18 protein-coding genes are annotated in these 23366 nt (G+C 68.2%); 2 read left to right on the top strand and 16 right to left on the bottom strand.

Going from position 1 to position 23366, the window contains the following annotated elements; genetic code table 11:
- Positions 1 to 230 precede the first annotated feature (230 nt).
- Both VF106_RS13240 and VF106_RS13235 read left to right on the top strand, forming a co-directional pair.
- Complete coding sequence (locus tag VF106_RS13240; RefSeq protein ID WP_330839961.1) at positions 231 to 1130, top strand: ABC transporter ATP-binding protein; 900 nt, start codon at positions 231 to 233, stop codon at positions 1128 to 1130.
- A complete protein-coding gene (locus tag VF106_RS13235; RefSeq protein WP_330839960.1) occupies positions 1127 to 1858 on the top strand; it encodes an ABC transporter permease in 732 nt (243 codons plus the stop codon). The genes VF106_RS13240 and VF106_RS13235 overlap by 4 nt, the downstream gene beginning before the upstream one ends.
- Here VF106_RS13235 and VF106_RS13230 read toward each other — a convergent pair.
- From VF106_RS13230 to VF106_RS13155, 16 genes are all read right to left on the bottom strand, one after another.
- Positions 1824 to 2372 (bottom strand): DinB family protein, encoded by a 549-nt coding sequence (locus VF106_RS13230; RefSeq protein ID WP_330839959.1) that lies wholly within the window; start codon positions 2370 to 2372, stop codon positions 1824 to 1826. The genes VF106_RS13235 and VF106_RS13230 overlap by 35 nt on opposite strands.
- A 69-nt stretch (positions 2373 to 2441) precedes the next feature.
- The gene (locus VF106_RS13225; protein WP_330839958.1) at positions 2442 to 3191 is read right to left on the bottom strand and encodes a D-Ala-D-Ala carboxypeptidase family metallohydrolase; all 750 of its coding nucleotides are present in this window, start codon (positions 3189 to 3191) and stop codon (positions 2442 to 2444) included.
- A 624-nt stretch (positions 3192 to 3815) separates the two neighbouring features.
- Positions 3816 to 7715 (bottom strand): DNA-directed RNA polymerase subunit beta', encoded by a 3900-nt coding sequence (locus VF106_RS13220; RefSeq protein ID WP_330839957.1) that lies wholly within the window; start codon positions 7713 to 7715, stop codon positions 3816 to 3818.
- Positions 7716 to 7807: 92 nt separating this feature from the next.
- Positions 7808 to 11302 carry a DNA-directed RNA polymerase subunit beta gene (gene rpoB, locus VF106_RS13215; RefSeq protein WP_330839956.1) on the bottom strand — a complete coding sequence of 1165 codons (3495 nt, stop codon included), beginning with the start codon at positions 11300 to 11302 and terminating at the stop codon, positions 7808 to 7810.
- A 410-nt stretch (positions 11303 to 11712) separates the two neighbouring features.
- A complete protein-coding gene (locus VF106_RS13210) occupies positions 11713 to 12384 on the bottom strand; it encodes a hypothetical protein (protein WP_330839955.1) in 672 nt (223 codons plus the stop codon).
- Entirely contained in the window at positions 12381 to 12974 is a 594-nt protein-coding gene (locus VF106_RS13205) for an Rv1363c family protein (RefSeq protein WP_330839954.1), read from the bottom strand. Before VF106_RS13205 ends, VF106_RS13210 begins: the two co-directional genes overlap by 4 nt.
- Complete coding sequence (locus tag VF106_RS13200) at positions 12968 to 13981, bottom strand: nuclear transport factor 2 family protein (RefSeq protein WP_330839953.1); 1014 nt, start codon at positions 13979 to 13981, stop codon at positions 12968 to 12970. Before VF106_RS13200 ends, VF106_RS13205 begins: the two co-directional genes overlap by 7 nt.
- Positions 13982 to 14000: 19 nt before the next feature.
- Positions 14001 to 14690 (bottom strand): hypothetical protein, encoded by a 690-nt coding sequence (locus VF106_RS13195; protein ID WP_330839952.1) that lies wholly within the window; start codon positions 14688 to 14690, stop codon positions 14001 to 14003.
- A gap of 25 nt (positions 14691 to 14715) precedes the next feature.
- The gene (locus tag VF106_RS13190; protein ID WP_330839951.1) at positions 14716 to 15981 is read right to left on the bottom strand and encodes an MCE family protein; all 1266 of its coding nucleotides are present in this window, start codon (positions 15979 to 15981) and stop codon (positions 14716 to 14718) included.
- Positions 15982 to 17160 carry an MCE family protein gene (locus VF106_RS13185; protein ID WP_330839950.1) on the bottom strand — a complete coding sequence of 393 codons (1179 nt, stop codon included), beginning with the start codon at positions 17158 to 17160 and terminating at the stop codon, positions 15982 to 15984. It lies immediately after the preceding gene.
- Positions 17160 to 18338, bottom strand: coding sequence for an MCE family protein (locus tag VF106_RS13180; protein ID WP_330839949.1), 1179 nt, complete (start codon positions 18336 to 18338; stop codon positions 17160 to 17162). Before VF106_RS13180 ends, VF106_RS13185 begins: the two co-directional genes overlap by 1 nt.
- Positions 18335 to 19330: an MCE family protein gene (locus tag VF106_RS13175; protein WP_330839948.1), complete on the bottom strand. Its 996-nt coding sequence runs from the start codon at positions 19328 to 19330 to the stop codon at positions 18335 to 18337. The genes VF106_RS13180 and VF106_RS13175 overlap by 4 nt, the downstream gene beginning before the upstream one ends.
- Complete coding sequence (locus VF106_RS13170; RefSeq protein WP_330839947.1) at positions 19327 to 20361, bottom strand: MCE family protein; 1035 nt, start codon at positions 20359 to 20361, stop codon at positions 19327 to 19329. The genes VF106_RS13175 and VF106_RS13170 overlap by 4 nt, the downstream gene beginning before the upstream one ends.
- On the bottom strand, positions 20358 to 21734 hold the full coding sequence (locus tag VF106_RS13165; protein WP_330839946.1) for an MCE family protein: 1377 nt from the start codon (positions 21732 to 21734) through the stop codon (positions 20358 to 20360). The genes VF106_RS13170 and VF106_RS13165 overlap by 4 nt, the downstream gene beginning before the upstream one ends.
- A 19-nt stretch (positions 21735 to 21753) precedes the next feature.
- A complete protein-coding gene (locus tag VF106_RS13160) occupies positions 21754 to 22572 on the bottom strand; it encodes an MlaE family ABC transporter permease (protein ID WP_330839945.1) in 819 nt (272 codons plus the stop codon).
- A complete protein-coding gene (locus VF106_RS13155) occupies positions 22572 to 23366 on the bottom strand; it encodes an MlaE family ABC transporter permease (RefSeq protein ID WP_330839944.1) in 795 nt (264 codons plus the stop codon). The genes VF106_RS13160 and VF106_RS13155 overlap by 1 nt, the downstream gene beginning before the upstream one ends.

The raw sequence follows: 23366 nt of genomic DNA, 5'->3' as shown, positions 1-23366 counted from the left end.
GGGCGACGCTAGCGGAATGACACGTGTCACGCGTCCCCCGGACGGCTGTCACCGCAGGTCATGAGCCCGCACACTGCCGAGGGGCACTGCAGGGACGGCACTGTTGAGTTCATGAGCGGAGCTTGCGGAGCGAACCATCAGCACTCAGGACGGCGCCGGGCCGGCGGAGGGCGCCGGCGGAGCGGAGCCTGCGGAGCGTGCCGGCGCCACGGAGCCGGCACGGCTCCGTCATGAACGCGATCGAAGTTTCCGGGTTGCGCTACGTGTACGGCTCCTTCACGGCCGTCGACGGCGTCGACTTCACCGTCGCTGAGGGCGAGGTGTTCGCGCTGCTCGGCACGAACGGGGCGGGGAAGACCACGACGTTGGAGATCGTCGAGGGCTTCCGCCGGCCGGCCGAGGGCACCGTGCGGGTGCTGGGGCGGGACCCCTTCGCGGCGCGGACCGCGCTCGCGCCGTCGGTCGGCGTGATGCTGCAGGAGTCCGGGTTCGTCGGGGAGATGACCGTCCGCGAGACCGTCGCGCTGTGGGCGCAGATCTCGGGCCGGACCGACGACCGGGCCGCCGTGCTCGACCGGCTCGACCTCGCCGACCGGGCCGGGGTCGCCGTCGAACAGCTGTCCGGCGGTGAGCGCCGACGGCTCGACGTGGCGCTCGCGACCTGGGGACGGCCGCGGCTGGTCGTGCTCGACGAACCGAGCACCGGGCTGGACCCCGAGTCTCGGCAACGGGTCTGGGCACTCATCGAGGACCTGGCCGCCGGCGGCGCCACCGTGCTGCTCACCACCCACTACCTCGAAGAGGCCGAGGCGCTGGCCGACCGCGTGGCGATCATGCACGGCGGCCGGATCCGGGTGACCGGCACGCTCGAGTCCGTGCTGGCGTCCCGACCGGCGCGGATCTCGGCCATGCTGCCGCTCGATTTTCCTGTGCTGCCAAGCTTTTCCGGCACGGTGTCCATCGCGAGTGGAGCGTTGACGATCGACACCACTGAACTCCAGGACGACCTCACCGAGCTGCTGGGGTGGGCGGACCAGCACAGCGTCCGGCTCGACCAGCTCAACGCGGCGTCGGCCTCGCTGCAGGACGTCTTCCTCGAACTCGCCGCCGTCCGAACAGGAGCGTCATGATGCTCGCGCTGTCCGTCGTGGAACTGAAGTTGCTGCTGCGTAAGAAGCTCACGGCGTTCTCGGCGATCGTCGTGCCGCTCGCGCTCGTGGCGATGACGCTGTTCGGCAAGCCGCCGCCGAACGCCGCGGAGTGGGCGAACGTGCTGTCCAGCCAGTTCATGCTGCTGCTGGCGCTGTCGGTGTTCATGGTGAGCCTCATGGTGTTCACCGCCCGCCGGCAGTCGTTGGTGCTGAAGCGGTTGCGGACCTCGGCGCTCTCCGACGGCCAGATCCTGCTCGGCGTCCTCGGGCCGGTGATGGTCGTGGGCCTCGCGCAGTCGGCGGCCTACTTCGCCGCCTGCCTGCTGGCCGACGCGCCCGCGCCGGCCAACCCGCTGCTGGTGGTGTTCGGCGTGCTGCTCGGGGTCGTGGTCGCGACCGCGCTCGGGGTGGCGACCGCGTGCCTGAGCCGCAGTGTGGAGGCCACGCAGATCACGTCGGTCCCGGTGGTGATGGCCGGGGTGGCCGGCATCTTCCTGTCCGGCATGGCGTCACCCGCACTCGCCGCGGTCGGGGTCGCGATGCCGCTCATGGGCCCGGCCGACCTGGTCGCGAAGGGATGGTCGTCGGCCGGGGCCATGGTCGGCGACGTGCCGGTCGTACCGCTCGACATCGCGTCCGCGGTGCTGTGGCTCGCCGTGGCCGGGGTGGTGTTCAGCCGCCTGTTCCGCTGGGAGCCCCGGCGCTGACCTTCGTGGTGACGTCGTGCAGGTGGTGGATCGGGTCGTGGATGAAGTAGCGGGCGAAGGTGTCCACGGTGAAGTGGGCGCCGTCGCTCCGCGAGCCGGTGCGGTCCCACTGGGCACCGGTGACCTGCGCGAAGTCGTCCGCCAGACGGTCCGCAGCGGCGGCCAGCTCCCTGGCGACCGTCGCGGGGTCCTGCTCGTCGTAGCGGTCCTCGACGGCGGTCGCGTCCTGGTCCCAGTTCGGGTAGTCCGGGGCGTCCTCGGTGAGCATGAGGTGGAGGCGTTCGGTGTAGACGCGGCAGACGTCGCGGACGTGGGCCCCGTACTCCAGCGGGGACCACGTGTGGTCGTCGGGCCTGGTGCGGGCGTTCGGCCCGGCGAGCACGTCCTGCCAGGCCCGTGCGTTCGCGCGCAGCAGGGCCGGGACGTCGTCGTGGTCGATGGTGCTGGTGTCGAGCCCGCACTCGGGGCAGGGGCGGTCCAGGACCCAGGTCCAGTCCTTCGTGTCAGGTTCCATGGGGTCAGGATCAGCCCGACGCGGGCTCGGCACCAGCGACTTCTGCTTCACGATGTCTTAAGCAGACGTTCAGCAGTTCGGGGCGCTCCAGAACTGGCCGGACTTGTTGCCAACGTGCACGTGGTCGTTGTGGTCCGGATAGCCAGGGCCGAGGATCTCCTCGAAACCGGCCGACTTCGCGGCGCTGAACATCTGGCACTGGGTGGGAGCGCTGCTCAGGCCAAGGTCAGCCGCCTGACCCCACATGTGGAGGCTGGTGGACGAGCCGCCTACCGAGCTGTTGCAGGACACGCTGCGGAAGGACGAGGTCACCACCAGCGCGCGGTCGCCCAGCTTGTGGCGCAGCGCCTCCAGCTGCCACATGATCCGCCTGACGTTCTCGCGGACCGTGGCCGCGCTGACCTTGCCGCCCTCGTAGTTGTTGGCGCCGCAGTTGTCGTCGAACTCGGCGTGGCTGAAGTGGATCGGGGTGCAGTCGTCGTCCTGCAGCTCGTAGATCTTGTTGAACGTCTGCGGGCCGGCGATGCCGTCCGCGGTCAGCCCGTACCCGGACTGGAAGCGACGGACCGCGTTGGTCGTGGCCGCGCCGTACGCGCCGTCGACGACGAGGTTCTCCCCCGAGGCGACCCAACCGGCGACGCGGATCTGCAGCTGCGTGACGTCACTTCCGCTCGTGCCCTGGGAGAGCGTCCGCGTCCAGGTGAAGCAACCATCGGCGGCTCTCATGTCCGCTGCGGTGACCTCACCCGGGTCGGCGGTTGCTGTCGCGGGTAACGCGAGTAGGCAGGCCAATGTGGCCAGGACGATCCTGGTTCTCATCGTTCGGGGCACCTTTCGTGGCAGGGTAAAGGTGATGTCCCCGGGGACATTGGCCCACTAGCCCGCTTCGGTCAATCGATCAAAAGCCCAACTTCGTCCGAATCCCACCCCGGCGCGAGTCTCGTCTTCGGCCCCTGCGAGTTGCGTTTTCGTGTACACGCCGGGGTGTTGGGGGCTGTCTGTGGGGTTTGTGGGTTCGGTGGTGGCGGCGGATTTTACGGGCGGGCAAATACCGGACAGGCTGGCGCCTGCCCGGCCCGGGCCCGCCACCACCACCGAACCCACCTTCGGTTTGGTCACCACGCCAGATGGCTGGTTGGCGCGCGAGTCCAACCGCACAGACCCGCGTGTCCAACACTGGAGACCCGCGAGTTCAACCGTCGAGACCTGCGTGTCCAACATTGGGGACCCGCGAGTTCAACATTTGCGGGTTCGCGAGTCGACCTTTGGGGACGCGGGCGTTCCCGAAAACGTAACTCACAGGGGCCGAAACCGAGACTCGCGGGGGCCGAAGACGAGACTCGCGGCGGGCGGGGTCTTTGCTGGGGCTGGCGCTGTGTCCCCGTTGCCGCCAAAAGCAGGGAGCCCCCGGCCTTTGGTCGGGGGCTCCCTGTTGCTATGCCGTTAGCGGTAGTCGCGGCCGAAGTCGTAGTCGTCCAGTGGGACGGCTGCGCCTGTGCCGGTGCCGAAGACGTCCGGGGTGTAGTAGCCGTCGTCGTAGCTCGGGATCGCGTATGCCGCGACCCGGGCCTCCTCGGTCGGCTGGACCTGGATGTTCCGGTACTTGTTGATGCCGGTCCCCGCAGGGATCAGCTTGCCGATGATCACGTTCTCCTTCAGGCCCACCAGCTTGTCCGAGCGGCCATTGATGGCCGCGTCGGTCAGGACACGAGTGGTCTCCTGGAAGGAGGCCGCCGACAGCCACGAGTCGGTGGCCAGCGACGCCTTCGTGATACCCATCAGTACCGGGCGACCCGAGGCCGGCTCGCCGCCGCCCGCCACGACCCGACGGTTCTCCCGCTCGAACTCGGCCCGCTCGATGAGCGCGCCCGGCAGGAACTCCGCCGCGCCGGAGTCGAGGATCGTGACCCGGCGGAGCATCTGCCGGACGATGACCTCGATGTGCTTGTCGTGGATCGACACGCCCTGGGCCCGGTACACCTTCTGGACCTCGTCCACCAGGTGCAGCTGGGCCTCACGCGGTCCCATGACGCGCAGGACCTCGTGCGGGTCCGGCGTGCCCTCGAGCAGCTGCGCACCGACCTTCACGTGGTCACCGTCCGCCAGTGGGCCGTCCGGCGTGACCGCCAGGCGCTGACGCTTCGACAGCTTGTCGAAGATGATCTCTTCGCTGCCGTCGTCCGGGATCAGGGTGATCTTCCAGTAGCGGTCGCCGTCCTCGATGCGGACTCGGCTGTCGACCTCGGCGATCGGCGCCTTGCCCTTCGGGGTACGGGCCTCGAACAGCTCCTGGACACGCGGCAGACCGGTCGTGATGTCCTCGCCGGCCACACCACCCTGGTGGAACGTACGCATCGTGAGCTGGGTACCCGGCTCACCGATGGACTGCGCGGCCACGATGCCGACCGCCTCGCCGACGTCCACCAGCTGGCCGGTCGCCATGGACCGCCCGTAGCAGGTGGCGCAGACGCCGACCGCCGACTCGCAGGTCAGGACCGAGCGGACCTTGGCCTCGGTGACGCCGGAGCCGAGCAGCTTGGCGATCGCCGGGTCGCCAAGGTCGTCGCCGCGGTTCAGCAGGACGTTGCCGTCCTTGTCGGTGATCTCCGACGACAGCGTACGTGCGTAGACCGAGGTCTCCACGTGCTCGGCGGGGATGACCGTGCCGTCCGGACCGGGCTGGCCGACCTTCATCATGATGCCGCGGGTGGTGCCGCAGTCGACCTCGCGGACGATGACGTCCTGCGACACGTCCACCAGACGACGGGTCAGGTAACCCGAGTCGGCGGTACGCAGCGCGGTGTCCGCGAGACCCTTGCGGGCGCCGTGCGTCGCGATGAAGTACTCCAGCACCGACAGGCCCTCACGGAAGTTGGCCTTGATCGGCCGCGGGATGAACTCACCACGCGGGTTGGTCACGAGGCCGTTCATGCCGGACAGCTGGCGGATCTGGGTCATGTTGCCCGCCGCGCCCGACTTCACGATCGTGGGGATCGGGTTGGTGTCGGGGTAGTTGTCCTCCATGGCCTTCGCGACCTCTTCTGTCGCGGTGCTCCACACCTTGACCAGCTCGTTGTTCCGCTCGGTGGCGGAGAGCTGACCACGCTGGTAGCGCTTCTCGACCGCGTCGGCCTTCTTCTCGTACTCGTCGAGGATCGCCTGCTTGTTCGGCGGCACGACCACGTCGGAGATCGCGATCGTGACCCCGGAACGGGTGGCCCAGTAGAAGCCGGCGTCCTTGAGCTTGTCGAGCGTCCGCGCCACGGTGACCATCGGGTACCGCTCGGCGAGGTCGTTCACGATCGCGGCCTGCCGCTTCTTCGGCATGGCCTCGTTCATGAACGGGTAGTCGTCGGGCAGCAGGTCGTTGAACAGCACGCGGCCCAGCGTCGTCTCGGCCAGCCACGGCTGTCCCGGCTCCCAGCCCTCCGGCTTGTCGGCCGGGTTCGGGGCGCGGTCGGCGATGCGGATCTTGACCGTGGCCTGCAGGTCGATCACGCCGCGGTCGTAGGCCATGATGGCCTCCGCCGGCGACGAGAACGCGAGGCCCGCGCCCTTGCCGTCGTCCTTGAGACGGGTCAGGTGGAACAGACCCGTCACCATGTCCAGACGCGGCATGGCCAGCGGACGACCCGAGGCCGGCGACAGGATGTTGTTCGCCGACAGCATCAGGATCCGCGCCTCGGCCTGTGCCTCGGCGGACAGCGGCAGGTGGACCGCCATCTGGTCACCGTCGAAGTCCGCGTTGAACGCCTCGCAGACCAGCGGGTGCAGCTGGATGGCCTTGCCTTCGACCAGCTGCGGCTCGAAGGCCTGGATGCCGAGGCGGTGCAGCGTCGGCGCGCGGTTGAGCAGCACCGGGTGCTCGGTGATGACCTCTTCCAGCACGTCCCACACCGCGGGCCGCGCACGCTCCACCATCCGCTTGGCGGACTTGATGTTCTGCGCGTGGTTGAGGTCGACCAGCCGCTTCATGACGAACGGCTTGAACAGCTCGAGCGCCATGGCCTTCGGCAGACCGCACTGGTGCAGCTTCAGCTGCGGGCCGACCACGATGACCGAACGGCCGGAGTAGTCGACACGCTTGCCGAGCAGGTTCTGGCGGAACCGGCCCTGCTTGCCCTTGAGCAGGTCGGACAGCGACTTCAGCGGGCGGTTACCTGGACCGGTGACCGGGCGGCCGCGGCGGCCGTTGTCGAACAGCGCGTCGACGGCCTCCTGCAGCATCCGCTTCTCGTTGTTCACGATGATCTCGGGCGCGCCGAGGTCGATCAGTCGCTTCAACCGGTTGTTCCGGTTGATGACCCGGCGGTACAGGTCGTTCAGGTCGGACGTGGCGAACCGGCCACCGTCGAGCTGGACCATCGGCCGCAGGTCCGGCGGGATCACCGGGATGCAGTCGAGGACCATGCCCATCGGCGAGTTGTTCGTCTGCGAGAACGCCGCGACGACCTTCAGCCGCTTGAGGGCACGGAGCTTCTTCTGCCCCTTGCCGTTGCGGATGGTGTCGCGCAGGTTGTCAGCCTCGGCCTCGACGTTGAAGTCGGCGGCCAGCTTCTGGATGGCCTCCGCGCCCATGGCACCGGTGAAGTGGTCGCCGTAGCGGTCGATCAGCTCGCGGTACAGGAGCTCGTCGGCGATCAGCTGCTTGGGCTCGAGCTTGGTGAAGGTGCTCCAGATCTCGTCGAGCCGGTCCAGCTCGCGCTGGGCCCGGTCGCGGAGCTGGCGCATCTCGCGCTCGCCGCCCTCCTTGACCTTGCGGCGCACGTCGGACTTGGCGCCCTCCTCCTCGAGGGCGGCCAGGTCGGCCTCGAGCTTCTGGGCCCTGGCCTCGATGTCGGCGTCACGCCGGTTCTCGACCTGCTTGCGCTCGACGTTCATCTCGCTCTCGAGCGTGGGCAGGTCGGTGTGCCGCTGCTCGGTGTCCACCGTGGTGATCACGTAGGCGGCGAAGTAGATGATCTTTTCCAGGTCCTTCGGGGCCAGGTCGAGCAGGTAGCCCAGGCGCGAGGGCACGCCCTTGAAGTACCAGATGTGGGTGACGGGAGCGGCCAGCTCGATGTGACCCATCCGCTCACGGCGCACCTTGGCGCGCGTGACCTCGACACCGCAGCGCTCACAGATGATGCCCTTGAAGCGCACGCGCTTGTACTTGCCGCAGTAGCACTCCCAGTCCCGGGTGGGGCCGAAGATCTTCTCGCAGAAGAGCCCGTCCTTCTCCGGCTTCAGGGTGCGGTAGTTGATGGTCTCCGGCTTCTTGACCTCGCCGTAGGACCACTGGCGGATGTCGTCGGCGGTTGCCAGGCCGATGCGGAGCTCATCGAAGAAGTTGACGTCCAGCACGTCGGGTCTTCCCCTTTTGTTGGTTACAGCTTTGAAGTACTTGGGGATCGGGGACCGCGGGCGCGGCGGGTGAGGCCGCGCCCGCGGCCCGGTCAGTTCACGACGTCGTCAACAGACGGCGACTCATTGCGGGACAGGTTGATGCCGAGGTTGGCGGCCGCACGCTCGAGGTCCTCGTCGTCCCCGTCGCGCATCTCGATCGCGGCGCCGTCGCTGGACAGCACCTCGACGTTGAGGCAGAGCGACTGGAGCTCCTTGAGGAGCACCTTGAACGACTCCGGGATGCCCGGCTCCGGGATGTTCTCGCCCTTGACGATCGCTTCGTAGACCTTGACGCGACCGAGCACGTCGTCGGACTTGATCGTCAACAGCTCCTGGAGCGTGTACGCCGCGCCGTAGGCCTGCATGGCCCAGCACTCCATCTCACCGAAGCGCTGACCACCGAACTGCGCCTTACCACCCAGCGGCTGCTGCGTGATCATCGAGTACGGACCGGTGGACCGGGCGTGGATCTTGTCGTCGACCAGGTGGTGCAGCTTCAGGATGTACATGTAGCCGACCGCCACCGGGTACGGGAACGGCTCGCCGGAACGCCCGTCCAGGAGCGTCGCCTTGCCGTCCTCGCTGACCATCCGCTCGCCGTCCCGGTTGGGGAGCGCCGAACCGAGCAGCCCGGTGATCTCGTTCTCCTTGGCACCGTCGAACACCGGCGTCGCGGTGTTCGTGCCGGGAGCCACCTCGTAGAGCTCCTGCGACAGGTTCTTCGCCCAGTCCGGACTGCCCTCGACCTTCCATCCCTGGCTGGCGAGCCAGCCGAGATGCAGCTCGAGCACCTGGCCGATGTTCATACGCCGTGGCACACCGTGGGTGTTCAGCACGACGTCGACCGGGGTGCCGTCCGGCATGAACGGCATGTCCTCGACGGGAAGCACCTTGCCGATGACGCCCTTGTTGCCGTGCCGGCCGGCGAGCTTGTCGCCGTCCTGGATCTTGCGCTTCTGGGCCACGTACACCCGGACCAGCTCGTTGACGCCCGGGGGCAGCTCGTCCTCGTCCTCACGGGAGAACACGCGGATGCCGATGACCTTGCCGGTCTCGCCGTGCGGCACCTTCAGTGAGGTGTCGCGGACCTCGCGTGCCTTCTCACCGAAGATCGCGCGGAGCAGGCGCTCCTCCGGCGTCAGCTCGGTCTCGCCCTTCGGGGTGACCTTGCCGACCAGGATGTCGCCATCGCTGACCTCGGCGCCGATGCGGACGATGCCGCGTTCGTCCAGGTCCGCTAGCACTTCTTCGGAGACGTTCGGGATGTCCCGGGTGATCTCCTCCGCGCCGAGCTTGGTGTCGCGGGCGTCGATCTCGTGCTCCTCGATGTGGATCGAGGTGAGCACGTCGTCCTGGATGAGCCGCTGCGAGATGACGATGGCGTCCTCGTAGTTGTGGCCCTCCCACGGCATGATCGCCACGAGCAGGTTCTTGCCGAGCGCGATCTCACCGTTCTCGGTGCACGGCCCGTCGGCGATGACCTGGCCCGCCAGGACGCGGTCACCCTCGGCCACGATCGGCTTCTGGTTGACGCAGGTGCCCTGGTTCGACCGGCGGAACTTGTACAGCCCGTAGGTGCGGCGGGTGCCGTCGTCGGCCATGACCGTGATGAAGTCGGCCGACAGCTCCTCGACCACGCCGTCCTTCTCGGCGACGATGACGTCACCGGCGTCGATCGCGGCGCGGAGCTCCGTGCCGGTACCGACCAGCGGAGCCGAGCTGCGCAGCAGCGGCACCGCCTGACGCTGCATGTTCGCGCCCATGAGGGCACGGTTGGCGGCGTCGTGCTCGAGGAACGGGATCATCGCGGTCGCGACGGACACCATCTGCCGAGGCGAGACGTCCATGTAGTCCACGTCGAACGGCTCGATGAACTCGACCTCGCCGCCCTTCTTGCGGACCAGGACGCGGTCCTCGGCGAAGTGGTTCTGGTCGTCCAGCGGCGCGTTCGCCTGCGCGATGACGTGCCGGTCCTCCTCGTCGGCGGTCAGGTAGTCGATCTGGTCGGTGACCTGACCCTCGATGACCTTCCGGTACGGGGACTCGATGAAGCCGAACGGGTTGACCCGCGCGTACGACGAGAGCGAGCCGATCAGGCCGATGTTCGGGCCTTCCGGCGTCTCGATCGGGCACATGCGGCCGTAGTGGCTGTGGTGGACGTCCCGGACCTCCATGCCGGCACGCTCACGCGACAGACCACCGGGGCCGAGCGCGTTCAGCCTGCGCTTGTGGGTCAGGCCGTCGACCGGGTTGGTCTGCTGCATGAACTGCGACAGCTGTGAGGTGCCGAAGAACTCCTTGATCGCGGCCACCACCGGCCGGATGTTGATCAGGGTCTGCGGCGTGATGGCCTCGACGTCCTGGGTGGTCATCCGCTCGCGGACGACACGCTCCATGCGGGACAGGCCGACCCGGATCTGGTTCTGGATCAGCTCGCCGACCGTGCGGATGCGGCGGTTGCCGAAGTGGTCGATGTCGTCGACCTCGACCGGCACCTCGTCACCGCTGGCACCCTGCATGGTGGTCTCACCGGCGTGCAGGCGGACCAGGTACTCGATGATGGTGACGATGTCGTCCTCGGTGAGCACCCCGGAGTCGGTGGCGATGCGCAGGCCGAGCTTCTTGTTGACCTTGTACCGGCCCACCTTGGCCAGGTCGTACCGCTTGTCCTTGAAGAACAGGTTCTCCAGCAGCGTCTGCGCGGACTCCTTGGTCGGCGGCTCGCCCGGGCGCAGCTTGCGGTAGATGTCGAGCAGCGCCTCGTCCTGGCCGGCCGTGTGGTCCTTCTCCAGGGTCGCGAGCAGCGTCTCGGAGAACTCGAACCGCTCCCGGATCTGCTCGGTCGTCCAGCCGAGGGCCTTCAGGAGGACGGTGACCGGCTGGCGGCGCTTGCGGTCGATGCGGACACCGACGGTGTCGCGCTTGTCGACGTCGAACTCCAGCCATGCGCCACGGCTGGGGATGACCTTGGCGACGAACACGTCCTTGTCGGTGGTCTTGTCGACGGACGTGTCGAAGTACACGCCGGGCGAACGGACCAGCTGCGACACCACGACGCGCTCGGTGCCGTTGATGACGAAAGTGCCCTTGTCCGTCATGACCGGGAAGTCACCCATGAACACCGTCTGGCTCTTGATCTCGCCAGTCTGGTGGTTGGTGAACTCGGCCGTCACGAACAGGGGGGCCGCGTATGTCATGTCCTTGTCCTTGCACTCCTCGGTCGAGGCCTTGACCTCGTCGAAGCGTGGGTCGGAGAAGGACAGGGACATCGAGCCCGAGAAATCCTCGATCGGAGAGATCTCGTTGAGGACCTCTTCCAAGCCACCGACCGGGTTCTCGTCACCGGCGTCGACGCGACGCTGGAACCACGCCTCGTCACCGGTGAACCACTGGAACGATTGGATCTGCAGGTCGAGCAGGTTCGGCGTCGCCAGCGGCTCGCGGATCTTCGCGAACGAGACCCGCAGCGGAGCGCCTGGTATGCCGGAGTTCGACGTGGTGGAGTTGGTCGCAGCAGTGGCTTGGGTCGCGCGGGAGACTGCCAAGATGCGTCCTTCCAGGACTAATGTGCGGTTGAGCAGCCTTGTTAGCAACTGTAACGAAGCTGTTCAGGGGTGCGGTCGTGCCCAACAGTCTAGGGCATGCGAAAGTGGGCAGCGCAAAGGGGCAGTCTAGCCACTTAGGCGGCGACTGTCCAGGCCCGCACCCAACCGTCCTCCCGCCGAAGGCGTGCTTGGTGAATAGCGTGACCCTGACGTGGCCCTGAGTCAAGATGCCGCGCCATGTTCTCACCGGCTATTCAGCCGCGGGGCCAGGGCGATGCTAGCGATACTTCACCAGGTGAGCGCAGGTACGGAGGGCTCGGGAGCGACCGAACGAGCCGCGACTGGTGATCTTGATGGCGATCTCGAAACCTCGGTTCAAACTGTGTGCAACGTCACGTTTTTTCGTGGCGTCAGCAGGTTGGAGCCGGTTCGCCGTTGGCGAGCGGCTGACCGAGCAGGTCCAGCTCGGCGATCTTCCAGCGGCGCCCGTCGCGGTGGGCCCGCACCACGAGCTGGCCGCCCACCGCGGCCGTCCGGTTGGAGTCGGCCCTGGTGGACAGCTGGTCGATGTAGACGAGGACCTCCGCCCGGTCACCCGCCAGGCGCACCACGCCGACCTCGCGGACCGTGGTGGACAATACGATCCCCTGCTGCGGCGCGAGCCGCCTGACCTCGGCGAACAACGCCTCGTACACGCAAAGCGCGTCATCCGTCAGGTACTCCTCGACGGCGGCCGCGGTCGCCTCGATGTTCGTGTGGTCGTAGCTGAAGGTCGCCTCGACGGCCGCGGTGACTTGGTCGATCACCTGCTGGGTCAGTTCCTGGTCGCTCAGCGCCTCGTCGCCGGCCCGCTCGACCAGCTGCTTCGCCTCGGCGTCGGCCCTGGCCGCGGCCCCGTTCACGCGGTCCGCCTCCGCCACGCGGACGCCGGTCTCGACGCGCGCCCACAGCGCGAACGCGACGAGCAGGACGGCGACCACGACCAGTGCGACGACCCAGGCCACACGACCGCCCTGTCGTGGTGGCTGGCCGGGGTAGGGCTGGACCTGGATGGGCCCGGTCGGTGGCTCCCACGTGCTCATGACTGGTACGGCACCTGCCCCAGGCCGTCCAGCTTCCAGCCCTGTTCGGTGCGGAGCAGCGTGGCGCGTATCCGCATGTACTTCTGGGTCGGGCCGGCTTCGCCGGTCGTGACGTCGATCCGCACCGCCACGAGCACCGTCGCCGTGCCCGACCGCGCGTCCACGGCCTGGACGGCCGAGGACACGACCGTCGCCTTCGTCACGGACCTCGCGTCGACGACGGCCTGTCGGCTCCGTGCGCGGTTGTCGACGATCTCGTCGTGCAACGCGCCCGTGCTGACCCGCTCCCACGCGTCGAGGTCGGCGTCGACTCCTCGGTAGTCGAGGGTGTTCATCACCGCGACACCTTTCGACGCGGCCTCGCGTGCCTCGTCGCGGGCGGTCCTCGTCTTCACGGCGTCGTCCGCGCGCAGGTCCGCCAGCCGCTCGTCGGCCGCGGCCAGCTCCTGCCGCGCGCGGTCGGTGTCCGTGCCGGCCGACACCAGCTCGACCACCGACCAGGCCAGGAACCCGGCGGCCACCACCGCGAGCACGAGTGCCCCGACCAGCAGCGGGCCGAACCGGCGACGGACCGGCGGCTGGGTCAGCACGTCGGGGCTTGTTTGCCGTTGACGAGCGCCTGCCCGAACATGTCGAACTTGGTGATCTTCCAGCGGTCGTCGACGCGTTGTGCCCGCACCGCGAACTGGCCGCCGACGTAGACGGTCTTGTTCACGTCGGCGCGGGTGGACTGCTGGTCGATGTAGACCAGGGCCTCCGCGCGGTCGCCCTCGAGGCGCACCACGCCGATCTCGCGGACCGTGGTGGCCAGGATGATCTTCTGCTGCGGCGCGTACTGCTTGAGCTCGGTGAACAGCAGGTTGTACTCGCACAGCGCCTTGCCGGAGAGGACCTCCTTGACGACCTTCTCCGTGGCGCCCATGTCGGTGTAGTTGTAGCTGAACGTCTTCTTGATGGCGTCGCTCAGCTGGCCGACGACCTGGCTGGTGCCCGCGGAGTCGGTGAGTGCGCTGTTGCTGTCGCCGCTGGTCAGGTTGTCGACCTGGCCGCGGAAGAAGACCGCCAGGCCACCGAGGACGACCGCGACCACGGCCAGCACGATCGCGACGGAGAGCTGTCGCTGGGACGGGCTGCGGGTGGGGCGGTCGTCGACCCTGACGTGGCGGCCCGGTCGCCTCGACTGCGTGCCGGCGCCCTTCTCGGCGGCGGCGAGGTCGGTGGGGCGGGCGGAGCCCGCGGTGCGGCGCTTGCCGGCGGGACGCGGCGTCGACCTGGTCGTCGGCTCGTCGGCCGCCTTCCGGCGGGGCTTGGGTTCGGGCTTGGGTTCGGGCTCGGCATCCGAGTCGGCCTCGCTCGCCGGCTCGTCGGGTGCTGGTGACTCGCCCAGCACGCCGGTCAGCACGCCGGACACGCGCTCCTCGGTATCGGGCGTCTCGACCTCGACCTTGTCCTCGACGGTGTCAGCGGAGTCGACAGGCTCGGGAGCCGCCGGCGGTTCGGTGTGGGTCGGCTTGTTGCGTAAACCGGCGACCTTCGGGCGGCGGACGGGCGGCGTCTGACCGGAAGTCGGGACAGGCCTGCGGCGATGCGGTGGCACTGCATAAGTCCTTTCGGCTCTACTGTCCCTGGACGTACGGGACGTCGGCGAGCGTTTCGAGCTTCCATCCGGCGTCCGTGCGCTGCAGTGAACCCTCGAGGCGCTTGTACTTGACGCCCTGGCAGCGGTAGTTCTGGCCCTCGACCTGCTTGCAGGTGATTCCCGGGACCTGGGCGGGCGGCGACGTGAGCGTCTCGGTCACGTCGACGTTCATCTTGATCGCGACCATCACCGAGGCCTTGCCGGCGCGCTCGTCGAGCTCCTTCACGGCCGACGAGAGGACGGTCGCCGTGCTGATCGACTGCTTCTGCACGATGCTGTCGCGGACGGTGCCGCGGTTCTTGACGATCTCGTCGTGCAGCTTGCCGGTGGTCGCCGCCTCCCAGTCGTCCAGGCCCTCGTCGATCTTGCGGTAGTCGAGCTGGTTCATGGTGACGACGGCGGCCAGTGCCACGCGGTTGACCTCGTCGCGGGTCTTCGAGTACGCGAGCGAGTCGTCGTTCGCGGCGGAGATCCACCGCACGCCGTACCAGCCCGCGACCGCGGTCGCGGCGACGACCAGCGCGATCGCGACCATCAGCAGCGACTGCGGCAGCTTGCCCGACTTCTCGACCGGCTTGGGGTCCTCGCCGTCCGGCTCGGCTTCAGCTGCGTCGGAGTCGGTGACGTCGACGGCGTCGTCGTCCGTGACCTTGGTGTCGGTTTTCACTGGGTCTCCAGTCACTGCGTGGTTGCTAGCCCGGCAGTCCGAGCAGAGCCGCGAGGCTGAGTTGGCTGGTGCCTGGCTGCCCCATCGTGCCGGGCACCCCGTCCAGCACGAAAGGAGTACTGACAGTAGAGCCGCCATTCGGCGGAGCCGCGGGCTGGTCCTCCGCCACCGGCACTCCGCCGTACGGCGCGTTCGCCGAACCGCGGACGTTGACCGAACTCCCGGTCGGCTCCGCGCAGTAGGTCTGCTCGGGGGTCGGCGCCGGCGCGCTCTCGGTGTCGGTGCCGTCGCGCCGCTGCGTCTGCTCGTATCCCTGGGTGCACGGCGGCGGGTTGAACAGGTTGAGCACCAACCCGAGGTGCACCTGGCCGGGGTCGGCCGCGAGCAGCCCCTGCCCGGCCGCGCTGAACAGCGGGTACGCCACGAGCACGTACTCGAGCCCGTCCTTGCGGGTCCGCAGGATGTCCGACGTGGTCAGCAGGTTCGCCACCGTCACGCCGAGCGCGGGGCCCGTCTCCGCGAGCAGGTCCCGCACCTGTGTGGCCGCCTTCGGCGCCTCGGTGATCAACCGGCGCAGGTCGGGGTCGGACGTCTTCAGCTGCTCGGTCAGGAGGTGCAGCGAGTCGGCGAACGACTTGATGTTGCCGGCCTGCGCGTTCTGCGTGTCCAGCACGGTGCCGCCGTCGTGGAGCAGGGTGATCGTCTGCGGCAGGTGGTCGTTGGCCATGGACGTGAAGTCCCGCGTCGAGTCCAGCAGGACCTGCAGGTCGTCGCCGGTGCCGGAGAACGCCCGGTCCAGTTCGTCCACGACGGTGCGCAACGACTCGGTGGGCACGGAGGTGGCCAGGCTGTCCAGGTCGCGCAGGACCGTGTCCGTGCCGACGGGTGTCATCGTCCGGTCCGAGGAGATCACCGACGCCGCCGACAGGTACGGGCCGCTGTTGTTCCGTGGCCGCAGGTCAACGTACTGCTCGCCGACGGCGGACCGGTTCGCCACGACCGCGTCGAGGTCCGAGGGGATCGGCGGCGCGTCCGGGTCGATGTCGAGGTCCACCTGGATGCCGTCGTGGGTCAGGTGGATCTCCCCGACACGGCCGACGTTGTAGCCGCGGTAGGTGACCTCGGCGTTGGTGAAGATGCCGCCGGAGTCGGCCAGGTTCATCTTCACGGTGTAGCCGTCCGCGCCGAACAGCTTGCCGACGTCGGTGAACCGGAACGCCGCGTACACGACCGCCAGCGTGGCGATCACCGCGAAGGCGATCAGCTGGATACGTACCCGCCTGGTGAGCATCTAGTTGCCACCTCCCCCGAGCAGACCGCCGAGCAGACCGCCGAGATCCGAGTCCCCGGACGGCTGCCCCGGCTGCGAGGTCCCGCCGACGATCGGCAACGGCAGCAGTGGACCGGCCGCCCCGCCCTCCGACGCGCCGAGGAGGTCACCGAGGATCGGCACGTTCTCCAACGGGTTGCGCCGGCTGCGGGACAGGTTGTCCACGATCGTCTGCAGGTTCAGGTCGATCTTGGCGTACAGGTTGAAGTAGTCGCCCTTCACGCCGTTCATCGCCTCGTCCGTGAACGGGATGGTGAACAGGATCTCCAGTGACTTGGGCAGATCGGCGCCTGCCTCGCCCAGCTTCTGCAGTGTCGGCGTGAGCGCCTTCAGGTCGGCGACGATGTCCTCCTGGCTCGCGTTCACCGTGTCCACGGCGACGTCGGACAGCGAGTCCAGCGTCTGCAGCATGGTCACGAGCTGGGTGCGTTGCTGGCTCAGCACTTCCAGGCCGGGGCCGAGCGAGTCGATGGCGCCGGCGAGCTGGTCCTTCTCGGCGGCGAGGGTGTTCGCCAGCTCGTTCACGCCGTCGATCGCACGCGTGATGTCGGACCTACTCTCGTCCAAAGTAGACACCAAAGTGTCCACACTGGACAGCGTGGCGCGCAGGTCCGGCTCGCGCCCTTCGAGAGCGTTGTTCAGCTCCTGCGCGATGTTCTGCAGCTGCTCGACGCCACCGCCGTTGAGCAGCATGGACAACGCGCCGAGCACCTCCTCGATCTCGGTGTTGCGGTTGGTCCGCGCCAGCGGGATCACCGCGCCGTTCGCCAGCCTGCCCTGCGCCTCGTTCTCCGGCGGCGCGGACAGCTCGACGTACTTCTCGCCGAGGAGGCTGGACTGACGCAGCATGGCGAGCGCGTTCGCGGGCAGTTCGACGTCGCCGTTGACCCGCATCGTCACCTGGGCGGTCCAACCGTCCGGCGCGAGCTGGATGTCCTCGACCCGGCCGACGGGCACCTCGTTGACCTTCACCCCGGACTGCGGCACCAGGTCCAGCACGTCCCGGAAGTTGGCCTTCACCGTGTACGGGTGGTCGCCGAGGTCGGCGCCGCCTGGCAGCGGGACGTCGTAGATGCCGTTGAAGGAGCTGCAGCTCGTGAGCGCCAACACCGCGGCGAGAACGGGGAGGAGCCTTCGCATCAGTTGCCCCCCTCGATCGTGCCGGGGATCGGCAGCGCCGGGGCCGTGCCGTTCTGCAGCGCGGTCAGCACGTCCGCCGCCGACGGCAGCTTCACCACGCCGTCCAGTACCGGCTGGAGCTCCGCACACGTGTCGGCGAGCACCTGCGGCAGCTCGTTCGGCGTGACCTGCTTGACCAGGTTGCAGACGGCCACGATCGGCGGCTGGGCCAGCTCGTTGAGGTCCGCGCGGGCGTCGAGCGTGCCGGACGAGCCGTTGTAGGCGTTGATGATGTTGGACAGCGCGACCGGCGCGATGTCGCCGAACTCCGCGAGCGCCGCCCGCTGGTCGACCAGGACCTGGGTGATCGTCGCCAGCTTGTCGACGTTGGTCTTGAGGTGCGCGCGGTTGTCGTTGATGAACTGCTGCACCACGCCCAGCGCGATGCCGAGTTGCTTCACGGCCTCGGCCAGGTCACCGCGCTCGTCGGCGAGGAACTGGGTGACGTCGGCTGCCTGCTCGCTGAACTCGTTCACGGCATCGTCGCTCTCGGCGAGCGCCGAGGTGAACTTCTGCAGGTTGTCGAGCGTCGCGAACAGGTCCTCGTCGCTGCCGGACAACGTCTTCGCGGCCTTCGAGAGCTGCGTGATGGTCTCGTTCATCGCCGCGCCGTTGCCATCGAGGTTGGCGGCGAGCGTGTTCAGCAGGTCCGCGAGCGCGCCGTTGCGGTTCACCCCGTTCGGGCCGAGCGTGACGCTGACCCGGTTGAGGCTCGCGTACAGGTCGTCGACCTCCAGGGGCGTCGCGGTGCGCTCCTTCGGCAGGACGGTGCCCTCCGACATCGCCGCCCCGCCGGTGTAGACCGGCGTGAACTGCACGTACCGGTCGCTGACCAGCGACGGCGCGACGATCACGGCCTTGGCCGCGGACGGGATCTTCACCGTGCGGTCCACCAACATGTCGACGCGGACGGTGTCGCCCTCCGGGGTGACCTTGTCGACGTGGCCGACCTTGACGCCGAGGATCCGCACGTCGTTGTCCTCGTACAGACCGACGACGCCGGTGAACACGGCCGAGTAGCGCCGCTGGTTGCCATCGACGAGCGTCCACCACAGGAAGAACGCCACCAGCAGGCCCAACACGACGGAGATGGAGACGGCGCGGGTGAGGTCCCGCCCTAATCGGGATGCGAAGCTCATCGTGACGCCTCCCCGAGGCAGCCCTGCTGGTTGACGGGGCCAAGTGGTGGCGGAAGCAGCCCGCAGATGTAGTTGTCGAACCAGCGCCCGTTGCCGACCGCGTTGTTGAACAGCCGGATGAACGGACCCAGGTTCTTGATGCCCTGACCGAGCGCGTCCTGGTTGCGTTGCAGCATGCCGGTCAGCTGGTCGAGGCTCTGCAGGACCGGGCCGAGCTGCTGCTGGTTGTCGGCGACCAGGCCCTGCAGCTCGGTCGCGAGCGCCCGCGTGCCGTCGAGCAGCGTGCTGATGGCCTCGCGGCGGCGGCCCAACTCCTCCAGCAGCAGGTTGCCGTCCTGCAGGAGCTTCACGACCTCCGCGTCCCGGTCGGCGAGCGTGTCGCTGATCTTCCTGGTGTTGGACAGGAGCGTGGCGAGCTGCTGGTCGCGGCTGGAGATCGTCTGCGACAGCTGCTGCAGGCCGGTCAAGGCGCCCCGCACGTCGTCCGGGGTGTCGCCGAACGTCTCGGCGATGACCTCGAAGCTCTGCGCGAGCTGTGTGGTGTCGATGTCGTTGGTGGTTTCGGCCAACCCGCGGAACGCCTCCAGCACGTCGTATGGCGCGACCGTGCGGTTGCGCGGGATGGGCGTGGCCGGGTCGAGCACCTCCCGGCCGTCCGGCTCCACGGACAGGTACTTCTGGCCAAGCACGTTCTTGATCTTGATGGCCGCGCTGCTCTGGTCGCCGACCCAGGCGTCCTTGACCTTGAACGTCACCACCACGTTGGCGCCGTCCAGCGACACGTCGGACACCTTGCCGACCTTCACCCCGGCGATGCGCACCTCGTCGTCCGGCGCCAGCCCGGCCGCCTCGCTGAACTCGGCCGAGTAGCTGGTGCCACCGCCGATGATCGGCAGGTCGTCGGAGAACATGGCCACAGTGAGCCCGAGCGCGATCACCACGATGCCGGAGACGCCGATCGGGATCGGGTTGCGGGAACGAAAAGACCTCATCGGGTGCACCTCTCCGAGCTCGCCGAGGAGATCGGGATGTCGACGGGCTGGGTGACGATCCCCGGTAGGCCGACGGAACCCTCCGCGGAGCAGAGGTAGAAGTTGAACCAGGAGCCGTAGCTCACCAGCCGGGTCAGCGTGGCGGTCTTCTGCGGCAGGAACTGGATGAAGTGCTCCACCACCGACTCGCTGTCGTTGAGGTTGCCGACGAGCCCACCCAGTGCCGCGATGTCCGCCTTCAGCGGCTCGCGGGCCTCGTCGAGCAGGCCGGCCGTGGTCTCCGTGAGGCCGCCGAGCGCCTGGATCGCGTCGCCGATCGGCTCCCGGTCCGCCGCCAGCCCGGACACCAGCTGCTGCACGGTCACGATCAGGTTCGACAGCTTCTCCCCGCGCTGGTTGATCGCGGTCAGCGCGGTGTTGAGGTTGTCGATGACCTGACCGATCACCTGGTCCTTGCCGGCGATCGTGGAGGTCAGCGACGCGGTGTGGGCGAGCAGCGACTCGACCGTGCCGCCTTCTCCCTGCAGGACCTGGATGATCTCGTACGACAGCTTGTTGACGTCGTCCGGCGACAACGCGCGGAGCAGCGGCTTGAAGCCGTTGAACAGCTCGGTCAGGTCGAGGGCGGGCCGCGTCTGCTTCAGCGGGATCGTCTCGCCTGGCCGCAGCACGGCGTTGGGGTTGCCGCCGCTGCCCTGCGACAGCGAGATGTACCGCTGGCCGACCAGGTTGCGGAACTTGATCTGCGCGATGACGTTCTTCGGCAGCGTCCGGCCTGCGCCAACCGAGAAGGTCACCTCGGCCTGCTTGCGGTCGACGATGCCGACGTCCTCGACCTGGCCGACCCGCACGCCGGCGATCCGCACCTCGTCGCCGGGGAGCACGAGGGTGGCGTCGGTGAAGCGGGCCTTGTAGTCCGACGTGTCTGACAGGTCCACGTTGGCGATGCTGATCGCGAGCAGCGCGGTCGCGGCGATCGTGACCACGGTGAAGATCCCGAGCTTGACCAGCGGCGCGGCAATCCCCCTCATTTCACGGTCACCTCCGCCCCACGGAACAGCGGGCCGAGCAGCAGCGTGGACCAGCTGGGCACCTGCGAGGACGACAACCCCATGCCGGGACCGATCAGCTGGGCCAGGAACTCGGCCTCCTCCGGGGTGTTGGCGATCGAGTCGGCGGCCGTGAAGGCGTTCGGCGAGGTCGAGTCGTCGTTCGGCAGCAGGCCGTTCTGCTGGGTCTTGCTCGCCGAACCACGCGAGGTGCCGTCCCGCAGCGGGCCGTCCGGCGGCTGGTCCGGGAACGGGTCGCCCATCTGTGCCGGGTCGTAGCAGCGTGGGCCGCGGTGCTCGTCGAACTCCGGGGTGTCCTTGCCCGGCTCGTACTTGCCCTTGTCGACGACGATCTCGATGGTCGCGTGCAGGCCGGGTTGGTTGGTGCCGGCGCCGAACACCGGCTTCGCCGCATCGACCAGGGACGCCATCTGCTTGAGGAAGCAGGGGTAGGACGGCGCGTACTTGGCGAGAACCTCGAGCGTGTCCCTGCTGCTGTCGGCCAGGCGGATCATGTTGTCGGAGTTGGCACGCAGGAACGACTCCAGGTCACGGCCGGCCGTGGTCATGTCGGCGAACAACGTGTTCAGGTTGTCCCGCTGCTCGTAGATCGTCCGCGAGGTGACGGTCAGGTCGTCGAGGGCGTCGACGAAGTCCGGGATCGCCTCCGAGTAGGTGTCGCTGACGTCGACGAGCGCCTGCAGGTCGTGGGTCAGCTGCGGTACGTGCGGGTTGATCTCGTCGACCAGCTTGCCCAGCTCCACCAGCGTCTGGCCGAGCTGCGCGCCCCTGCCGTCCAGGGCGGTCGAGATCGCGGTCAGCGTGGTCGACAGCTTCTGCGGCTGGACGGCCTGCAGCACCGGGAGCAGGTGGTCGAGTGCCTGGGACAGCTCGACAGCCGGCGCGGACGTGTCCTGCTGGATGAGGTCGCCGTCACCCAGGTGGTCCCTGGCCGGGTCCTCCGGGATCTGGAGGGCCACGTACCGGTCGCCGAACAGGGTCTTGGGGATGAACCGCGCTGTCACGTTGCGAGGGATGAGGTCGGCCTTGTCCGGATCGATGGCGAGGTCCAGCTCGGCGCCGCGCGTGGTCGGCGTGATCTGCCGGATGGAACCGACGATCAGGCCGCGCACCTTGACATCGCCGAGCACCTGCAGCTGGTTGCCGACCTTGTCGGTGGTGAGCTTCACGTTCACCACGGGCGTGAAAGCCTTGTTGTACATGGCGATCGAGAGGCTCACGAGCGCGGCGATCACGACGAGGAAGCCGACGCCGAGGAAGCGACGCCGGACCGTGGCCCAGATTCCCTGCCTCACGGCATTACCTCGCAGGCTCGGTTCTGCCGCGGTATCCATGATTCGCTCGCAAGCTCGCTCATCCCGCGATCCTCACCGTCACGTTCGTGCCCCAGACGGCGAAGCCGATGAAGAAGTTCAGCACCGCTGCGGTGACGATCGTCGTCCGCACCGAGCGCCCCACCGCCACGCCGACGCCCGCCGGGCCGCCGGACGCGCGGTAGCCGTAGTAGCAGTGCACGAGGATGATCACCACGCTGAAGATAAGCACCTTGCCGAAGGACCAGAACACGTCCTGCGGCGGTAGGAACAGGTTGAAGTAGTGGTCGTAGGTGCCCGCCGACTGGCCGTAGTAGTAGACGACGATCGAGCGGGACGCGAGATAGCTGGACAGCAGGCCGATGATGTACAGCGGGATGACCGCGATGAAGCCGGCGATGATCCGCGTGGTCACCAGGAACGGCAGGCTCGGCACGCCCATCACCTCGAGCGCGTCGATCTCCTCGGAGATCCGCATGGCGCCGAGCTGTGCGGTGAAGCCCGCACCGACCGTGGCCGACAGCGCCAGGCCCGCGACGAGCGGCGCGATCTCGCGGGTGTTGATGTAGGCGGACGCGAAGCCGGAGAACGCGGCCGTGCCGATCTGGTCCAGTGCCGCGTAACCCTGCAGACCGACGACCGTGCCGGTGAAGACGGTCATGCCGACCATCACGCCGATCGTGCCGCCGATGACGGCGAGCGCACCGGAGCCGAAGCTGACCTCGGCGAGGATGCGCATGGTCTCGCGCAGGTAGCGACGCAGCGTGCGTGGGATCCAGGCGAGCGCACGCAGGTAGAAGGACATCTGGTCGCCGAGCGTGTCGAGCCAGCCCAGAGGTGCGTTGACGATGCGCCGCATCAGCTCCCCTTCTGCGGGACGACGGTCAGGTACACGGCGGTCATGATGAAGTTCACGAAGAACAGCAGCAGGAACGTGATCACCACGGACTGGTTGACCGCGTCCCCGACGCCCTTCGGCCCGCCCTTCGGGTTGAGCCCCCGGTAGGCGGCGACCACACCGGCGATGAAGCCGAAGATCAGCGCCTTGAACTCGGAGATCCACAGGTCCGAAAGCTGCGCGAGGGCCGAGAAGCTCGCCAGGTACGCGCCCGGGGTGCCGCCCTGGAGCACCACGTTGAAGAAATAGCTGCCGAGCACACCGACGACGGAGACCAGCCCGTTGAGCAGGACCGCGACCACCATGGCGGCCAGCACCCTCGGCACAACGAGCCGTTGGATGGGGTTGACGCCGAGGACCTCCATGGCGTCGATCTCCTCGCGGATGGCGCGTGCGCCGAGGTCGGCACAGATCGCCGAGCCACCGGCCCCGGCCACCATGAGCGCGGTGACGACCGGCGCGGCCTGCTGGATCACGGCGAGCACGGCGGCGGCCCCGTTGAACGACTGCGCCCCGAGCTGGACGATCAACGACCCCAGCTGCAACGCGATGACCGCACCGAAGGGAATCGCGACGAGTGCGGTCGGCAGGATCGTGACGCTGGCGATGAACCAGCACTGCTGGACGAACTCCCTGAACTGAAACGGCCGCCGAAACGTCTGGACGACCACGTCCAGCGCGAGAGCGAACAGCCGCCCGGTCTCCCTCAGCGCCGCGGCACCGGGAAAGCGCGCGGTCGCGGTCCGGCTGGTCAT

The sequence above is a fragment of the Actinophytocola sp. genome, assembly GCF_036378875.1.
Classification (GTDB): Bacteria; Actinomycetota; Actinomycetes; order Mycobacteriales; family Pseudonocardiaceae; genus Actinophytocola.
This window is presented reverse-complemented; position numbering and strand designations above follow the sequence as displayed.

Coding starts and splice junctions, on each gene's coding strand:
- VF106_RS13165 (WP_330839946.1), bottom strand. CDS start 21,734: ATGGATACCGCGGCAGAACCGAGCCTGCGAGGTAATGCCGTGAGGCAG.
- VF106_RS13235 (WP_330839960.1), top strand. CDS start 1,127: ATGATGCTCGCGCTGTCCGTCGTGGAACTGAAGTTGCTGCTGCGTAAG.
- VF106_RS13170 (WP_330839947.1), bottom strand. CDS start 20,361: ATGAGGGGGATTGCCGCGCCGCTGGTCAAGCTCGGGATCTTCACCGTG.
- VF106_RS13210 (WP_330839955.1), bottom strand. CDS start 12,384: ATGAGCACGTGGGAGCCACCGACCGGGCCCATCCAGGTCCAGCCCTAC.
- VF106_RS13185 (WP_330839950.1), bottom strand. CDS start 17,160: ATGCGAAGGCTCCTCCCCGTTCTCGCCGCGGTGTTGGCGCTCACGAGC.
- VF106_RS13190 (WP_330839951.1), bottom strand. CDS start 15,981: ATGCTCACCAGGCGGGTACGTATCCAGCTGATCGCCTTCGCGGTGATC.
- VF106_RS13175 (WP_330839948.1), bottom strand. CDS start 19,330: ATGAGGTCTTTTCGTTCCCGCAACCCGATCCCGATCGGCGTCTCCGGC.
- VF106_RS13225 (WP_330839958.1), bottom strand. CDS start 3,191: ATGAGAACCAGGATCGTCCTGGCCACATTGGCCTGCCTACTCGCGTTA.
- VF106_RS13155 (WP_330839944.1), bottom strand. CDS start 23,366: ATGACCAGCCGGACCGCGACCGCGCGCTTTCCCGGTGCCGCGGCGCTG.
- VF106_RS13160 (WP_330839945.1), bottom strand. CDS start 22,572: ATGCGGCGCATCGTCAACGCACCTCTGGGCTGGCTCGACACGCTCGGC.
- VF106_RS13240 (WP_330839961.1), top strand. CDS start 231: ATGAACGCGATCGAAGTTTCCGGGTTGCGCTACGTGTACGGCTCCTTC.
- VF106_RS13230 (WP_330839959.1), bottom strand. CDS start 2,372: ATGGAACCTGACACGAAGGACTGGACCTGGGTCCTGGACCGCCCCTGC.
- VF106_RS13180 (WP_330839949.1), bottom strand. CDS start 18,338: ATGAGCTTCGCATCCCGATTAGGGCGGGACCTCACCCGCGCCGTCTCC.